The sequence below is a fragment of the Candidatus Methylomirabilota bacterium genome (assembly GCA_027293415.1).
Classification (GTDB): Bacteria; Methylomirabilota; Methylomirabilia; order Methylomirabilales; family CSP1-5; genus CSP1-5.
Window position 1 is genome coordinate 79509 of record JAPUFX010000066.1, and the last position, 16204, is coordinate 95712.

General features: G+C 56.8%; 14 protein-coding genes and 2 tRNA genes. 11 read left to right on the top strand and 5 right to left on the bottom strand.

The genetic code is table 11. The annotated features are described in order from the left end of the window. Window positions 1–75: 75 nt before the first annotated feature. From O6929_05275 to O6929_05295, 5 genes are all read left to right on the top strand, one after another. On the top strand, window positions 76–1407 hold the full coding sequence (locus tag O6929_05275) for a thiolase family protein (GenBank protein MCZ6479802.1): 1332 nt from the start codon (window positions 76–78) through the stop codon (window positions 1405–1407). 2 nt (window positions 1408–1409) lie between these two features. Next, window positions 1410–3569 carry a 3-hydroxyacyl-CoA dehydrogenase NAD-binding domain-containing protein gene (locus tag O6929_05280; protein MCZ6479803.1) on the top strand — a complete coding sequence of 720 codons (2160 nt, stop codon included), beginning with the start codon at window positions 1410–1412 and terminating at the stop codon, window positions 3567–3569. Between the two features lie 118 nt (window positions 3570–3687). Next, window positions 3688–5337, top strand: a complete 1650-nt coding sequence (locus tag O6929_05285; GenBank protein MCZ6479804.1) for an AMP-binding protein — start codon at window positions 3688–3690, stop codon at window positions 5335–5337. A gap of 27 nt (window positions 5338–5364) precedes the next feature. After that, the gene (locus O6929_05290; GenBank protein ID MCZ6479805.1) at window positions 5365–6444 is read left to right on the top strand and encodes a patatin-like phospholipase family protein; all 1080 of its coding nucleotides are present in this window, start codon (window positions 5365–5367) and stop codon (window positions 6442–6444) included. Window positions 6445–6569: 125 nt separating this feature from the next. After that, window positions 6570–6657, top strand: a tRNA-Leu gene (locus O6929_05295). Window positions 6658–6664: 7 nt separating this feature from the next. On the opposite strand, the gene O6929_05300 is transcribed toward O6929_05295, so the two are convergent. From O6929_05300 to O6929_05310, 3 genes are all read right to left on the bottom strand, one after another. Beyond that, the gene (locus O6929_05300; protein MCZ6479806.1) at window positions 6665–7375 is read right to left on the bottom strand and encodes a DnaJ domain-containing protein; all 711 of its coding nucleotides are present in this window, start codon (window positions 7373–7375) and stop codon (window positions 6665–6667) included. Then, window positions 7375–7950, bottom strand: a complete 576-nt coding sequence (locus O6929_05305) for a hypothetical protein (GenBank protein ID MCZ6479807.1) — start codon at window positions 7948–7950, stop codon at window positions 7375–7377. The genes O6929_05300 and O6929_05305 overlap by 1 nt, the downstream gene beginning before the upstream one ends. Before the next feature lie 129 nt (window positions 7951–8079). Further along, the gene (locus tag O6929_05310) at window positions 8080–8526 is read right to left on the bottom strand and encodes a MerR family transcriptional regulator (protein ID MCZ6479808.1); all 447 of its coding nucleotides are present in this window, start codon (window positions 8524–8526) and stop codon (window positions 8080–8082) included. A gap of 319 nt (window positions 8527–8845) precedes the next feature. Here O6929_05310 and O6929_05315 point away from each other — a divergent pair, with 319 nt between their 5' ends. Continuing rightward, window positions 8846–10351, top strand: coding sequence for a hypothetical protein (locus O6929_05315; GenBank protein MCZ6479809.1), 1506 nt, complete (start codon window positions 8846–8848; stop codon window positions 10349–10351). 798 nt (window positions 10352–11149) lie between these two features. On the opposite strand, the gene O6929_05320 is transcribed toward O6929_05315, so the two are convergent. Further along, entirely contained in the window at window positions 11150–11374 is a 225-nt protein-coding gene (locus tag O6929_05320) for a hypothetical protein (GenBank protein MCZ6479810.1), read from the bottom strand. Continuing rightward, window positions 11325–12422, bottom strand: coding sequence for an integrase (locus O6929_05325; protein MCZ6479811.1), 1098 nt, complete (start codon window positions 12420–12422; stop codon window positions 11325–11327). The genes O6929_05320 and O6929_05325 overlap by 50 nt, the downstream gene beginning before the upstream one ends. 401 nt (window positions 12423–12823) lie before the next feature. On the opposite strand from O6929_05325, the gene O6929_05330 reads away from it, so the two are divergent. The 5 genes from O6929_05330 (at window position 12824) to rplT (ending at window position 16154) form a co-directional block, all read left to right on the top strand. Then, window positions 12824–12898: transfer RNA gene (locus tag O6929_05330), tRNA-Val, on the top strand. An 83-nt stretch (window positions 12899–12981) separates the two neighbouring features. Continuing rightward, window positions 12982–14982, top strand: a complete 2001-nt coding sequence (gene thrS, locus O6929_05335; GenBank protein MCZ6479812.1) for a threonine--tRNA ligase — start codon at window positions 12982–12984, stop codon at window positions 14980–14982. A gap of 32 nt (window positions 14983–15014) precedes the next feature. Continuing rightward, complete coding sequence (gene infC / locus O6929_05340) at window positions 15015–15554, top strand: translation initiation factor IF-3 (GenBank protein ID MCZ6479813.1); 540 nt, start codon at window positions 15015–15017, stop codon at window positions 15552–15554. A 3-nt stretch (window positions 15555–15557) separates the two neighbouring features. After that, window positions 15558–15755, top strand: a complete 198-nt coding sequence (gene rpmI, locus O6929_05345) for a 50S ribosomal protein L35 (GenBank protein MCZ6479814.1) — start codon at window positions 15558–15560, stop codon at window positions 15753–15755. A 39-nt stretch (window positions 15756–15794) separates the two neighbouring features. Beyond that, entirely contained in the window at window positions 15795–16154 is a 360-nt protein-coding gene (gene rplT, locus O6929_05350) for a 50S ribosomal protein L20 (GenBank protein MCZ6479815.1), read from the top strand. Window positions 16155–16204 lie beyond the last annotated feature (50 nt).

Sequence of the window (16204 nt, forward strand, 5' to 3'; positions counted from 1 at the left end):
GCTTGCAGACGGCACGCGATATACCGGTGGAAAAAGATGCACTGGCATGATCGCCATTTTATCTAAGGGGAACGAATGAGAAAAGTAGCGATCGTCGATGGTTTTCGGACTCCATTTTGCAAAGAAGGGACGCAGTTTCAGGATCTTGAGGCGGATTTTCTCGGCGCTTTGACAGTGCGGGAAATCGTAAAGAGATTCGAAAACTGGAATGTACAGCCTACGGTTGTAGATCGCGTCATTGGGAGCAATATTGCCACTCCGCCCCATGCCCCGAACATCGCCCGAGTCATGGCGGTCAAGGGCGGCTTGCCGGTCTCTATCCCGGCGGATACGCTCGGGAAGAACTGCGGCTCGGGAGTAACTGCAGTTCACTACGGCCGTCTTTGGATTGAATCAGGATCCGCCGATACGATCCTAGTCGTGGGCGCGGAATCCATGAGTCGGATTCCGTTCTTCTACCAGCCTGTGGTAACGCAATCCTTCAAAGATCTGGTGGGCGCAAGAACTCCCTTCGCGAAGTTGAAACCAATCCTTAAGTTATATGCACAACTGTTTCGCTTCTGGCATAAAGCTTACCAGCCGATCATCGGCTTAAAGCTGGGACTCACAGATCCCACGTGTGATCTTATCATGGGCATCACTGCTGAAAATCTAGCAAAAGATCCCAGCTTTGGGATTACCCGTCACGATCAGGACACGTTTGCCCTTCGGTCGCACCAAAACGCATCACAAGCACAAGAAACGATCTTTACAGAAGAAATCACTCCCGTGTTCGTCCCGACGCAAAACGGGTACGCGTTCGTTGATGTTGATAACGGCGTTCGCAGTAATCAAACCATGGATGCACTGGGAAAGCTCAAACCTTTCTTTGATACAAGGCACGGCACGGTAACCATAGGAAATTCCTCTCAAGTGACCGACGGTGCTGCCAGTATCCTGCTGATGGTAGAGGAGAAGGCCCAGAGTCTCGGACTACCGGTTCTCGGATACGTTGGAGAATATGAAGATATCGGCTTTGATCCCAGTCGAATGGGATTAAGCCCGGTAGGAGCCATCGCGAAGGTCTTGCAGAAAACCAAATTGTCGCTGGATGACTTTTCCGTGATTGAGTTAAATGAAGCCTTTGCCGCACAGGTGCTGGCTTGTGTTCGTACAATGGAATCGGATGCACTGATGCACAAATGGTTCGGAACATACGGTTTCGATAAAGCGCTGGGGAAGGTTGTCGACACCGCTCTCAATCCTCATGGGGGGGCAATTGCGCTCGGTCATCCAGTGGGGGTGTCGGGCGTGCGCCTCATCATCACCACGCTTCGAGAGATGAAGAGGCGTGAGGAGACAAGGGGCCTCGTGAGCGCATGCATCGGCGGTGGTCAAGGCGTCGCCATGATTGTGGAAAGGGAATAACCATGGAATGGGCGTACCGACATTTCAAAACACGCCTACTCGATAATGACATCTGCATTGTCGGATTCGATTATCAAGGGAAGTCTGTCAATGTATTGACGTCCGAAGCATTAGAGGAAATTAAGGCGATTGTGCATGATGTGACAGCGGATGAACGTGTCAAGGGGATGGTGCTGGTAAGCTTGAAAGATTCGTTTATTGCCGGTGCGGATATCAATGAAATATATGAAATGACGGATATTGATGGGTGCAAGAAACTCGTGACGGAGACACATACGGTCTTCGGTGAGATTGAAAACTCGAAGAAACCGTGGGTGGTCGCGATCGATGGGTTGTGCCTGGGGGGTGGGCTCGAACTCGCACTCGTATGTCATTGGCGGGTCGCCACGGATAATGGCGTCTTTGGACTCCCCGAGGTCAAACTGGGTATCATCCCTGGTTTTGGGGGCACGCAACGCCTTCCTCGACTGATTAGCCTGCCGGATGCCCTCGACCTTATCACGAGCGGAAGAAACGTGTACGCCTATCCGGCCCTGAAGCGTGGCATTATTGATGATGTCGTGACGAATCAACGGGGCGAAAGAACGATCGATACCGTCGACAGAGAGGCGTTTGTTGGCGTTGCTATCGAAAGGGCTCTGACACTTTGTTCAAAAAGGGGTCTTAAAAGGAATCGAAGGACACCCCTGCTACAGAACATTCTTGGATGGCCGGGAGTTCGGGACCTGATCACCTTCAAAAAGGCGCGAAGCATGGTCACGGCACGCGTCAAGAACTGTTATCCCGCCCCCTTGAAGGCATTGGACGCGGTCCAGGCCGGACTTCGCATGTCTGTTCAGAGGGCATGCCTAGAAGCCGAGATGCCTCACCTGCTTGAGCTTGTTGTCTCGCGGTTGTCCAAGGATCTGATCGAGGTTTTCCTGTCGACTCAAAAGACGAAGAATCAAAACATGGGGCCATCATTTTTCGACCCCGCAAAGCATACCATCGGCGTTCTCGGTGCTGGGTTAATGGGCTCGCAGATTGCTGGAGAGATTTCCGATAAAGGATTTGGAGTGCACCTTAAAGATCTCGAGCCGAAATTTCTCTGTGACGGCATGAATAGAATAATAAGAATGAAAAAGGAGGACGTAGCAAAAAGAATTATCAATAAGCCAGAGTGTGAACACCGCATGTTACGCATACATCCCTCACTGTCTTGGGACGATTTTAGGTCCACTCCGTTCGTGATCGAGGCAATCAAGGAAGTTCTCACATGGAAGCAAAAGGCCCTTGAGGAATTTGAAGAAGCTGCACCCACGGATGCAATTTTTGCCACGAACACCTCTTCGTTTATGATTTCAGAGGTTGCTGAGAAAGCCAGACATAAAGAACGTTGTGTGGGGATGCACTTTTTCAACCCTGTCCGAAAGATGCAACTGGTGGAAATTGTGAGATCCGATTCTACCTCGGCTCAGGCCCTTGCCCACGCATATGAACTTGGCAGCATTATGGGGAAAGTACCGCTCGTCGTTCGGGATGGTCCCGGTTTCTTGGTGAATCGAATCTTGTCCCGGTATTTGATAGAGGCAGTGCTGCTTGTGGCCGAGGGCGTCTCGATTGCAGACGTCGACAAGGCGGCTGAAAACTTTGGCATGGCGATTGATTCTGGGCGCAGCATGGGGCCCCTGGCGCTCATAGATTATGTTGGTGTGGAGACAGCCGTTCATGTCCTTTCATCTCTGAAAAAGTTGGGAGATCGGATTGTGGTACATCCTTTGATAGAAGGTATGGTTCCCCAAGGGCAAAGACCTCTGACGTTCTGGAAACAAGGCAAAGAGAATGACGAAGTGAGAAAACTGCTCAAAGAGCAATATGCGGGGCCGCAGCGGTCAGTGTCGACAGAAACATTGATCAAGCGCTTGATCCTTCCAATGAGAGACGAAGCGCTTCGCTGTCTTGAGGAAGCAATTGTAACGGAACCGTGGCAGGTTGATCTTGCTATGCTATATGGAGCTGGATTTCCGGCGTTTCGCGGGGGACTTCTGAAAGAGATGGCACGCGAAGGGGTGGATCACACGCGAGCAGACCTCGAAAGCCTAGCAGCGGACCATGGAGATCGATTCCAACCCTGTGACTCTTTTAAAGAGGCTGAAAATGTCTTGTCCGCGTACAAACATTGACCGCGGACCATGCCCCAATGTAAAGGATGTATTTGTCGGTTGATTCTTCCTACATTCCCTGAAGGAGTGGAGGAGGGGAGCCCGAAGGTCGATGAGCATTTGTGACGGAAGACCATGGTTGCGATGGTATGATCCCGGCGCGCCTCATAGCTTGACGTATCCCGACCATACCCTCTTTGAAATGTTATTGCTATCCACACTTCGTTTTCCTGAAAAGCCCGCGCTGCACTTTTTGGGAAAGGCGCTCAAGTACCGGGAATTACTGACATGGGTGTATTCATGTGGAGATGCTCTGCGGAAAATGGGGGTTCATCGTCACGATCGTGTAGCCATTATTCTTCCCAATTGTCCGCAACGAGTGATCACTGACTACGCCGTGCTATCCCTTGCCGCCATTACGGTACCGATCAATCCCTTGCTAACGAAAGCGGAATGCACGAAGATTCTGCGTAATGCCAAACCCAAGGTGATTATCACGCTTGATCAGTTCTTACCGATCATCACGAAACGATTTATTTCCCAATGTCCCATCATGGTAACACATATTTCGGATTTTGCGTCCTTTGGATACAGTACCGCTATTTTCCTCCAAGGGGTATTCAGGAAGAAACCCGTGTTTCCGGAAAACCATGTATCTTTTCGCGATGTCGTGTCATCCGATTTGGACAAACAAGAATGCTCGTATTTTCGTTCTCAGCCTGACGATGTAGCTACCCTGCTTTATACAAGTGGAACAACAGGGGAGCCAAAAGGTGTTATGCTCACGCATCGAAATATTGTTGTCAATTTGGTGCAATGTAAGGCCTTTTCCCCCGCACTGGAGGAAGGCGAAGAAGTTGTTTTGAGTGTCATTCCTTTCTTTCATGCGTATGGTCTCACTGTTGGCATGCACTTGTCGGTGATGCTGGCTGCTAATAATGTTCTCGTCCCCACATTTTCCGGGAAGACGGTTGTGCAACTGTTGAAATCTCATCGTGTGACCGTATGGCCTGCTATTCCTGCCCTTCTTCACGCGCTGGTCAAATATAAAACGGTGCTCACGGAGGCGACCAAACATCTCAAAGTGATCACCTGTGGGGGGAGTAAGCTATCAGCAGAACATCAGCTAAAATTTGAATCCCTGAGCCACTGTCGTGTCTCGCCGGGCTTTGGGATGTCCGAATTATCGCCAGTCGCGCTGCTGACGCCCCGTGGCGTTACGGATAAGGTGGGTACAATGGGCATCCCGATTGCTGATACTGATGCACGCGTGGTGGACCTAGAAAACGGGAAAGAGCTTCCCGGTGGAAAAATGGGCGAGCTTGTTATCCGGGGCCCGCAAGTCATGAAAGGGTACTGGGAGAATCAGAAGAAAACCGCCGAAGTCCTCAAAGGCGAATGGCTCTTTACGGGTGACTTGGTAAGGAGAGATGACGATCACTTCTTTTATTATGTTGAGCGAAAAGATGACATGATTAAAGTTGGTAGCGAAAAAGTCCAGCCGAGTGAAGTGGAATGCCACATTGACAGACATCCCGATGTTTCGGAAGTGGTGGTGATCAGTGTCCCGGATGACTTCCGTGGCTCGGCAATAAAGGCATGTATTGTTCCGCGGAAAAAGGGGGCACTCACCGCTGAAGACATCATTGCATTTTGCAAGGAGGGTCTCGCTCCGTTTAAAGTTCCCCAATGTGTTGATTTTGTGGATGAGATCCCTAAGAATATTCTGAAAAAACCCCTCCGTCGAAAACTGGCTCAACATGATACGAATAAAAGGGGGGGGAAATGAAAACTGCTCACGAAAGATGGTGATGGTGTGGGTAACCGGTTAATCGACCTGGTCCTGCAGGGGGGTGGTATCAGAGCGGTCGCACACGCTGGTGGTGTGGAAGCGTGTGAACGGCGAAATATTGAAATCAGAAAAATTGCGGCCGTTTCGGCAGCTTCTTTTGTGGCAGTTGGCGTGGCTGCAACATATACGGGAGCTGAATTGAAACAATTAGTTCTTGAGACGGACTTTTCAAAATTTGCAGGACCTGTTTTGTATCGGGCCAGAAAGAAAAAAACGAAGACAACGTCGCGCAGCGCAAGAATGTTCAAGGAACACTTTGTCTTTTCACGATTAAGCGCAAATAAAGGGTTAGATGACGGTCAAACAATTATGGATTGGACTTCTGACTTACTAAAGAATAAAGGATTTAGTGCTTACGCGACTTTTGCTGATTTGCCGAAAGACGTTCGACTGATCGCCTATAACCACTCGAGAGAAAACCAGATGCTTTTCTCGAAGGAACGGACGCCGAATGCCTCCGTGGTCGAGGCAGTGCGTGCTACGACGGGCTTAGTACCCATATATCAACCCTTTAAATGGGCTGATGGTCACGGTCGCGTATATGAGCTGACGGATGGGAGTGTGATTAATCCATATCCGATTGATATTTTCAATAAAGAAAAGGATAAAGGCGGACTGCCGCCAACTGTCGGCTTTGCACTCACAGAGGGATTTGGTCAGAGTGGCGACGGGAACATAAATAATGAAGGTGAGCGTGGTGATGTGCAAGGCGACGAAGGCAGCGGAGATAAGGGTGAAGAAAGTTTTCTTGAATACTTAATCAGTCACATTACGAGATCGATAGATACGCAAGGAAAAAGTTTACTCAAAAGGAGCGAGTGGCGAAGAAACATCGATATTTATATCGGCAATATTCGAACAATAGACTTTCTGACTATCGGGAATGATGAAGAAAAAAAGAAATGGCTTATGGAACAGGGGAGTCAAGCCGTCCAGGAATATATGGACGACGTTGGCCGATTCCTGTTTCTCGCAGAACCTCTCCACAGTCTATTTTTTGAAATACGGAATGCCGGCAAATATGTACGTCAGAAATTGCGGTAGTTGGGGCATCCTACATAAGCGATATGGTCCTCGTCTTGTGGTCGGGAGGGAGATCAAGCGGGGGGACAGGGCCTCTCGGTGGCGGGCTTGACACGGAGACTAAGGTGTTGGAAGATAAGGCCCGTGCCGGGGTGGCGGAATAGGCAGACGCAAGGGACTTAAAATCCCTCGGGCCTGAAGTCCGTGCGGGTTCGAGTCCCGCCCTCGGCACCAAAAAGATTCAAAAACTTGCCCTCGACCGGTTCTCGCCTCGATCCTCATCTCGACTGGCTTGTCTGTCGGTCCGCGACACCTCCCTTTGGGCCCCCCATATCAACATGAGGGCGAGGGCATCGACGTCTCCGTCCTCGCACGGCCCGTTCGTCCGAAGCGTGACGGGCTCCAGGTCCCGCAAGTGACAGGCGGCTGCACTGCGATAGCTCGCAAGCAAGGCCGACAAATCGTGGGCCAGCTCTTCGGGTGGTGCCTGCGTGGCCATGAGCCGGTGGACCTCACCGACAAAAGCATCCATAAGGACGACCGCGGTGCTCCGGTGATTCTGCGCAAAGGCAGGGAGGGCAAGGGGCCGTCGCTCTGGCGGTGTCTTCCCGTCCCGGTTTCGCCTTGCACTCAGCCGGTGGATTACCCAGGATGATGTCGCCAGGCCAAGCCACAGCATCAGGCGTAGCCGGGAGGGCGAACCGCGCAGCCTGGGGAGTCTCGAGGCGATCTGGCGACCCCATACGCGCCCTCGACGGCGGGCATCGTATCTCCGTCGGGCGATGGGGTCCCGCAGGACCGCATAGGCTTCAAGTATCTCTCGCCACCGCTCCGAGGCATCCGTCGGGGGGAGTCTCTTGACCGCCGCTCGAAAGGCGCGTCGGATCTCCTCGGGCGACGCCGTCGGTTTGGTCCCCAGCTTGGTGTAATAATAGGAGAACGGCGTGCCCATTAACTGAGGGCCACGACCTGGCGCCGATCCCCTCCCGTCCGCCGCTCTGTACGTCTCTGCTCGATGCCATCCCAGCCGGGGCGAGTCCTTCGTCCCACGATTTCAACGATCTTGGGACGGATCAGGATGAACTGCTGCATGTGTTCGGGAAGCTCAGGCGCCGCTTGGGCCTGAGCTGGGTTGTCCCACAGGGTCATCGCCACGTAGAGATCGGGATTACTCTGGTCCCGGGCGAGGACCGCCTGCCGGAAGCCGTCAAGAGATTGCAGCTGGGCAACATAGCCGTTCAGGAACCGCTCCGTCAGCAGCTCTCCGGCCCATGGTTGCACCGTGAGAATAGTAACGCAGGCGACGGAACCTGTCCGGCCGAGGGCTTCTCGACCCCCATCGATCACCGCGAGTGCGGGGGGCAGTGCGCGTCGGACTCGAATCCGTCCCCGGTGCCACTGGGTGCTGGCGTAGCCCGCCCAGTATGCAGTCCCCACAAGGGCCCGCCGCGGAAGTTCTCCGAGATCGTTGGCCGCCCGCTTCAACCAGACCTTTTTCGAATTACCGTCAATCCTGTCTTCACTCATCCCACACCTCCCTTTTCTCCCCCGACCTCTCGGGCCGCATCAGCCACTGCCATCCTCCGCCTCATGGTCCTGACTCTCCCATCCCTGACGAATCCCCGAGGAGACATTCTTTTGTCTCCCGACGCGGGGTCAGCCGCTCCTGAAGAGGACGCGGATCTTCCCCGTTTTGAGTCCAGCCTCAAGCTCCGCCGCTGTGTAAGGGATCAAGGCACGCTGGTCCGCAGGCTCCTGCCGGAGCAGACGGATCGCCTCCCGGCTCCCCACCACCTTGATGAACTCCTTCCGTCCAGAGTAGAGCTCCACCACCATGAACCGACCTGTGGAAAGGGGGTTATGCCCCAGGCGCCGCAGGTAATTGAGGGCCTCTCGCAGTTGGGGACCGCTCAGGTGGCGTCGTAGCTCGGCGATCAATCGGACCTCTCGGATATCGTGGGGGCGAAAGCGCACCCGGCGGCGCCCTTTCGATTGGACCAACGCCTCGGGGGTCACCAACCCGGTCGTCACCCAGTGCATAAGGGTCCGGTAGGGGATACCAATCAAGCGGGCAACCTCGCGTGCACCCACCTCTGTATGCATGTCGTTCTCCTGCAAAGTAACTTGTGCAATGCAGCAGTCAAATCTTGCACTTATTCTTTCTCGGATTCAGGCGGCTGTCAAGAGGGTTTTTCATGTCCGAGGAGCTGTGCGCCATATGGGCCTCACCCTGACATTTTGGCAGACTTGTGCCACTCCTTGTATCTCAGATTTCCCTCAAAAGAAAAACCCCGGTGGCTCGTTCGAGGGATCGAATTCAGCGAGTTACCACGTCCTCCTCACCCGGTCGGCGTTCCTGGCACGGCCGTTGCGTTCTCCCCTGGTAACGGGAGCCACTGTCGGGTGGCCGGGAGGTTCAGCGATGGTGAAAAAGGGAAAAGGTCGCATCCGATCACGTCTGATCATCTGTGCTGCGGCAATGGGCCTGGTGCTCGGTTTCGCGGCCCGTGGTGACGCTGCAACCTACACCTACACGAAGATTGCCGAGACGAGCAGCGCCCCGAATGGCTTTAGCGCCCTAAACATTCCATCCCTCAGTGATAATGGGACAGCGGCCTTTTCGGCGAGGCTCAATTCGACGCTCATTGGCATCTTCATTGGCGATGGGACCACCACCGCCAACCCCATCGTCGACACCAGCGGCCCCTCGAGTAACTTCGGCTTCTCCTTCACGATCTTGGGCTCTCCCTCCATCAACAACACAGGAATGGTCGCGTTTTGGGCTCACCTCAACGATGGGAGCAATCGCTTCTTCACGAGTGACGGAGCCACGGCCACGACCATCGCCGGACCATTTACCAGTTTTGGTACTAATCCCTCCATCAACGATGCGGGGACGGTGGCCTTCCGGGCTAACATCGGCGTATTCACCGGCAGCGGCGGGTCGACCACCACCATTGCCGACACCAGCGGCCGCTTTAGCTCCCTGAGTTTCCCCTCGATTACCAATACGGGGACGGTGGCCTTTCAGGCTTTCCTCGATGCCGGGGGGAGCGGCATCTTCATGGGCGACGGGACCACGACTACTACCGTTGTCGCCAGTGGCACCTTTACCGCTTTGAGCTTCCCCTTTGCCAATAATGGTGGGACAGTGACGTTCCTCGGTTTCCTCAACGGGGGGGGCAGTGGCATCTTCTCCAGTAACGGGGGCACTCTTACCTCCATCGCCGACACAAGCGGCCCGTTTACTTTCTTCGGCACGCCCTCCATCAACGATGCGGGAGTTGTCGCCTTTCAGGCCTTCAGTTCAACGGGCGCCGGTATCTTTAGTGGACCGGATCCGATAGCGGACAGGGTCATCGCGATCGGGGACCCCCTCGACGGTTCCACCGTGGCGGGACTTGCCTTTTCCCGAGAGGGGCTGAATGGAGCGGGCCAGATCGCATTCTTTGTGAGCCTGGCGGATGAGCGCCAGGGCGTCTTCCTCGCCGATCCGGGGGATGGGGGCGATCCGATGCCGACGCCCGACCCGGCTCCCTTGCCCAATCCTGCGCCCTCATCCGATCCACCCTTGGAGATAAAGGTATCCATCGATATCAAGCCCAACAGCATGAACCTGGGCTCCAAGGGCACCACGCCGGTCGTGATCTTCGGCACAGACACCTTCGATGTCAAGACCGTGAACCCCACAACCGTCCAACTCGAAGGCAGCGAAGTGAGGAAGAAGGGGAATGGCGTGTCGATGGCCTCCTACTCGGACTTCAACGGGGACGGGTGGTTAGATCTGATGGTCCACGTGGAGACCGAGTACCTCCAGCAGCCTACGTCTGCCACGGAGACCGACCAGATCTACCTAACGCTGACGGGTAAGACGTGGCTTGGGGAGGCGACAATCACTGGCTCGGATTCGGTTCGCATCGTGCCCTAATGTATTGCACGGACAATGGCCGGAGCACCGCAGGATTGGGCCCCCCATTCCCCCGTCTCTCACGTAAGCCTAGTACGGCTGCACAAGGTACCGTCTTCGGATATCTGTCGGGGAGTGCCCTCCACATTGCGTAAGTCCCTGGTCTAGTGCCGGCAATTTTTGCCGTTCTACTTCCCCCTGGCCGTCTCGCCTAACCGTAGCCTTGTGTAAAGCAGCAAGCTCCTTTAAATGCCGCAGATGAGCCTCTCCATCCTGGCGCGTAAAGGCCACTAACCTCTTGATTTCAGGCTTTTTACTGGAGGAATGAAAGTTTCAACTACAACGGCTCGGTCATCGCCCTGTGGCACAGCCAGCAAGCCACGGCGCCATGGCGGTGCTGCGGGGACGATGGGGATAACTACTACGTGCCCCCGATCCGGAACTGGGCCTACGATAGCCTCTTTGATACGAATCCTCCGCCGGGGGCACCCATGGGGATCATCCAGACGCGGGGCCCGTGGTCCGCAGGCGGATAGCGATGACCGACGACCGATGACCGACGACAACAGCTATCAGCCGTCAGCAATCAGGTATCAGCAGTTTGGATTTCGAATTGCGGACTTCGAGTCGTGAGCGCCTCAGTCGAACGATTTCCAATTTGGGATTGCAAGCCACCTGCACACGTGCAAAATCAAAATCCGCAATTGCAAATTCGAAATACCCCTGCTGACAGCGGACTACTGACGGCCGACAGCTCGTTGGCCTACAGGCCTGTCAAGCCATTTAAGAATGTTACCGAGAGGTTAATCGTCACGCCATTTAAGATGTTACTTTCTCCTGGCGCCGCAGCGTCTGCCTGCCGACGTAGACCGGGATCCCGAAGCTCTGGGCGAGCGCTCCGAGGGAGTTCTTCTCCACGCCGGTGAGGGGGCGTGAGCCTCTCTGTTCCTGGGGCCGGGGGTGAGCCAAGGCATAGAGGCGCGCGAGCTTCTGGTCAATGGCCTGGGAGAGGGCAAACGGATCGAGCCGCTCGCGAAGCGCCATGAGCTGGGCGACCTTGACCATCAGCCTCCGGGGAGGCCAGCACGCGCTCCAGGGGGGTCTGGGGGCGGTCGTAGACCCGTCGCAACCGGGAGGCCACCCGCTGTTTGCGGACGAGCTTGACGGACGGCAGGAACAGATTCTGGAAGAGCCGGAGCTCGTGCCCGTAGAGGTCGTTCATGGCGGCGAGGGTCTCCGGGGAATCGTAGCGGACATAGCCCATGAGCTTGCGGACGTGGGTCCAGTTCTTCTGTTCCACGTGGGCATTGTCGTCTTTCTTGTAGGGCCGCCCGCGGGTGAATTGGATCTCGTGGCCCCGGCAGTACCGGTAGAGGTGCGCATTGATGAACTCGGAGCCATTGTCGGAATCAATCCCCTGGAGCGGAAAGGGGAGGGCGAGCCGCATCTCCTCTAAGGCCTGCTGCACGCCGGCCTGGCCTCTGCCCATGACCGCCCGGGTCTCCACCCACGTGGTGTGGATGTCGATCAGGGTGAGCGAATGGAGGAACTCCCCCTCCGCGCAGTTGCCGGAATGGGAGACCAGGTCGATCTCGGTGAAGCCGGGCATCTGGACCGCCCAGTGGTCGGTCTTGAGCGGGATGTGGTGCTTCAGGAGCGTGCCGGGCTTGGTGCGGCCGTAGAGCCGTCTCGTGAGCCGCCGTTTGTGGGCGGCCAGTCGGCGGTCTATCTGCCGAGGGCTGATGGCGAGGAGTTGCTGCTCGAGCCGGGCGGTGAGGCGAAAGCGGGTCCGGGCCCACGGCAGCCAGAGGGGGAGGAGGGCCTTCAGCCGCACCGACCAGGGAAAGCCAGCCGCCGCCCAGATCGCCACCACCAGCTGGATCGCCTGGGAGCCGTAGATCGGCGCGCGCCGGCGGGGCCGGGGCCGTGGGTGCCCCGGCGGCGGGCCGTTGAGGAGCCGGAGGGCATACTTCCGGTGGTAACCGGAGACCTGGCAGAACTCGTCCAAGATCCGCTGCTTGAGGGCCAGGGAGGCCTGGCGGTAGCGAGCATGGATAGCACGCAGGTATTCCCATTTGACTTGGTGGCTCATGATGTAACCCTCCTCTCGTCTACTGGCTGCAAGGGTTACATCTTAAACGGCGCGATGATAGATCCTCGGGTAACATTTTAGGCGGCGCGATACGCAGGGTTGACTTTGCCGCAGCTTTGCCAGTACTATCTACCACGAGGGAGATCGATCAGAGGGGTGAGCCCGCCTCACAGAGCTTACGTCCCTAATATCTTGACAATGTCTGCCAATGACGTTATATAGTGCCGCCACTAGCTGAGGAATCAAAAGCCCCCTGGGCCTGAGGGCCGTCTGGGCTTATGGCCTCGCGTCGGCACTATTTTCATTTTATGGAGGGTTCACCGGTAACGGGGAGGTTGAAGTTTTGGAGGTGCCACGGTCAGTGGTTGGCGCTCCGTGTGCAGTGAACGGTGAACCGGCGCAGGCACGTAGCTCAGGGGGAGAGCGCTTGCTTGACACGCAAGAGGTCGGCGGTTCAAGACCGCCCGTGCCTACCATCCCCGATTTCATCCTTCGTTGATCATCGAAGAGGTATCACGGAGGACTCCGTGGTGCCTCTTTTTCTTGTGGTGGGGTACGGATGGCGCACGTGGACGTGATCCTTCCTGACGGGAGGACCGAGAAGCTTCATTCGGGTTGTCCCCTTTCGGACGTACTCCACAAGGTAGGGTCGGACGTGGCAGGGCGAGTGGTGGCTGCTCGCCTGGACGGAAAAGCGGTGGGGCTCTCTACGGTGCCGCCCCCCGGGTCGAGAGTGGAGTTGTTACCGCCAGACTCGCCTGACGGGCTGTATATCCTGCGCCATAGTACGGCGCACCTCATGGCGGCCGCCGTCCAAGCGCTATATCCGGACGCCAAGTTCGCCATTGGCCCGCCGGTAGAGAACGGCTTTTATTATGACATCGACCTGCCCAAGCCTTTGCCCGCCGAAGAGCTTCCGGCGGTTGAAGCCAAAATGCGAGAGCTTCAGGCCGAAAGTCTCCCCTTTGAGCGGGTGGAGATGCCGCTCGAGGAAGCCATGAGAGTAATGGAGGGCCGGGGGGAAACGTACAAGGTGGAGATCTTGGAGACGATCCGCCGCTATGGCACCTCGCGGCCGGATGCGTTGGAAGAACTCAAGGGCGAGGCCGAGACGGGCGGGACGGTCAGCTTGTACCAGACGGGCGCTTTTCTGGACCTGTGCCGGGGCCCTCACGTCCCCGATACCTCGTTCCTGCGGGCCTTCAAATTGACCCATATCGCGGGGGCCTACTGGCGCGGGGACGAGCACCGTCCTATGCTCACGCGGATCTATGGGACGGCCTTTCCCACAGCGGAGGCGCTCGAGCAGCACCTGTATCGCCTGGAGGAGGCAAAGCGGCGGGATCACCGGCGGCTGGGCCGGGAACTCGAACTGTTCAGCATCGAGGAAGAGATTGGTCCCGGGTTAGTCCTGTGGCATCCCAAGGGCGCCCTGATCCGAGATGTGATCGAGACCTTCTGGCGAAAAGAACACCGCCGCCGGGGATATCAGCTCGTCTACACCCCCCATGTCGCCCGGGCCCATCTCTGGGAGGTGAGCGGGCATCTGAGCTGGTACCGGGACTATATGTTTTCAGGGGTCGAGGTCGAGGGGCAGGAGTACCTGGTAAAACCCATGAACTGTCCCTTTCATATTCTGATCTACCGCTCCCAGACCAGGAGCTACCGGGATCTGCCCCTGCGCTTGGGCGAGCTTGGGACCGTCTACCGCTACGAGCGATCGGGGGTACTTCATGGACTGTTCCGGGTCCGGGGTTTCACCCAGGATGATGCCCACATCTTCTGCCGGCCGGAACAGCTCGAGACCGAGGTGGCCGACGTACTCGAGCTGGCGATACCCATGCTGCGGGCTTTCGGATTTAGTGAATACCACCTGGTTCTTTCGGTGAGCGATCCGAACCATATGGAAAAGTATGCCGGAAGCCTGGAGCAGTGGCAGCGGGCGGAGTCGGCACTCGAGACGGTCCTGGAGAAGAGCGGGATGACGTTCGATCGGGTCAAGGGGGAAGCCGCCTTTTACGGACCCAAGATCGATGTCTCGCTCGTCGATGTGCTGGGTCGTCAGTGGCAATGCGGAACCATCCAGGTCGACTTTAACATGCCAGAGCGGTTCGATCTGGGGTACATTGGAGAGGACGGAAAGTCTCATCGGCCCCTGATGATTCACCGGGCACTGCTGGGGTCCCTGGAACGATTCTTTGGCATCTTGATCGAGCACCACGGTGGGGCGTTTCCCTTCTGGTTGGCGCCTGTGCAGGTGGCGGTCCTTCCCGTGTCCGAACGTCACGAGCCATACGCGCAGGAGGTGGCGGACCGCCTGGATGCCGCCGGGGTGCGGGTCGAGATCGATGACCGGAACGAGAAGGTGGGGTATCGGATCCGGCATGCGGAGGTGACCAAGGTCCCTTACATCGGAGTGGTGGGGGACCGAGAAGTGGAAAAAGGACTGATTTCTGTCCGCGAACGGGGTTGCCGGGAACGAGGGGCGATGCCGCTGGAAGAACTCATCCGTGAGCTTTCAGAGGTACTCTACCCCCCCATCCCCGGGCCCGTATTGTGAGGAGGTGAGGCGGGATCGAAAAGGGCCTGCGTATTAACGAACGGATCAGGATCCGGGAGATCCGAGTGATCGGCCCTGATGGGGCCCAGCTAGGGATTATGTCGCCTGAGGAGGCGCTGGGAAAGGCCCGGAGTTTGGATCTGGATCTCGTGGAGGTTGCCCCCCAGGCGAAGCCGCCGGTCTGCCGCATCATGGACTACGGCAAGTACCGGTACGAGCAGTCGAAGAAGGCCAGGGAGGCCAAAAAGAAACAGACGATCATTCAGCTCAAAGAAATTAAACTGCGTCCCAAGACCGACGAGCACGACTTTCAGTTCAAGGCGCGACACGTGGAGCGGTTCCTTCGGTCCGGGAATAAGGCGAAGGTCACGATGATGTTCCGGGGCCGGGAGATGGTGCACACGGAATTGGGCAAGCGCCTGTTAGACCGCCTCGTCGATGCCCTGAAAGAGGTCGGGCAGGTGGAGCAGCCGCCGAAACTCGAGGGGCGAAACATGACCATGGTGCTCGCCCCGAGGCCGGACGTCAAGACGGGAACAGGAAAACAGGTCCAGGAAGTCGTGAAGGAGTAAGGGATGCCGAAACTCAAGACCCACCGAGGGGCGGCGAAGCGACTCAAGGTCACCGGAAGTGGGAAGATCCGTCGGCGGAAGGCCGGCAAAAGCCACCTGCTGACCGGCAAGGGGAGGCGTCGGCTCCGACGGCTGCGCCAAGGAGCTCTGATCCATCCGACTAATGTCAAGCGGGCTCGTCGGCTGGTCCCTTACCTGTAAGGAAAGCACGGCGGCGAGAGGAGACAAGGAGAAGAAAACATGGCGAGGGTCAAAGGCGGATACGTCACCCGGCGCCGGCGCAATCGCGTGCTGAAGCAGGCTGAGGGGTTCTGGGGAAAGCGAAAGTCCAATTACCGCAGTGCCCAGGAGGCGGTGGACCGATCCCTGCGATATGCGTATCGGGACCGCCGGACACGAAAGCGGGATTTCCGAAGACTCTGGGTGACCCGCATCGGTGCTGCGGCGCGTACGCACGGGCTCTCGTACAGCCAGTTGATGGGGGGACTTCGGAAGGGCGGGGTCGTGCTCGACCGAAAGATCCTTGCCGATTTGGCAGTGACTGATGATGCTGCCTTCGGCCGGTTGGCGGCCGTGGCCAAGGAGGCGGTCGGCGCCTAACCCACAGCCAGGATGTGCGACCAGAGCCCCGATCGCCGTCGGGGCTTTGT

Coding starts and splice junctions, on each gene's coding strand:
- rplT (MCZ6479815.1), top strand. CDS start 15,795: ATGGCGAGGGTCAAAGGCGGATACGTCACCCGGCGCCGGCGCAATCGC.
- thrS (MCZ6479812.1), top strand. CDS start 12,982: ATGGCGCACGTGGACGTGATCCTTCCTGACGGGAGGACCGAGAAGCTT.
- O6929_05300 (MCZ6479806.1), bottom strand. CDS start 7,375: ATGGGCACGCCGTTCTCCTATTATTACACCAAGCTGGGGACCAAACCG.
- O6929_05315 (MCZ6479809.1), top strand. CDS start 8,846: ATGGTGAAAAAGGGAAAAGGTCGCATCCGATCACGTCTGATCATCTGT.
- rpmI (MCZ6479814.1), top strand. CDS start 15,558: ATGCCGAAACTCAAGACCCACCGAGGGGCGGCGAAGCGACTCAAGGTC.
- O6929_05305 (MCZ6479807.1), bottom strand. CDS start 7,950: ATGAGTGAAGACAGGATTGACGGTAATTCGAAAAAGGTCTGGTTGAAG.
- O6929_05320 (MCZ6479810.1), bottom strand. CDS start 11,374: ATGGCGCTTCGCGAGCGGCTCGATCCGTTTGCCCTCTCCCAGGCCATT.
- O6929_05280 (MCZ6479803.1), top strand. CDS start 1,410: ATGGAATGGGCGTACCGACATTTCAAAACACGCCTACTCGATAATGAC.
- O6929_05310 (MCZ6479808.1), bottom strand. CDS start 8,526: ATGCATACAGAGGTGGGTGCACGCGAGGTTGCCCGCTTGATTGGTATC.
- O6929_05325 (MCZ6479811.1), bottom strand. CDS start 12,422: ATGAGCCACCAAGTCAAATGGGAATACCTGCGTGCTATCCATGCTCGC.
- O6929_05275 (MCZ6479802.1), top strand. CDS start 76: ATGAGAAAAGTAGCGATCGTCGATGGTTTTCGGACTCCATTTTGCAAA.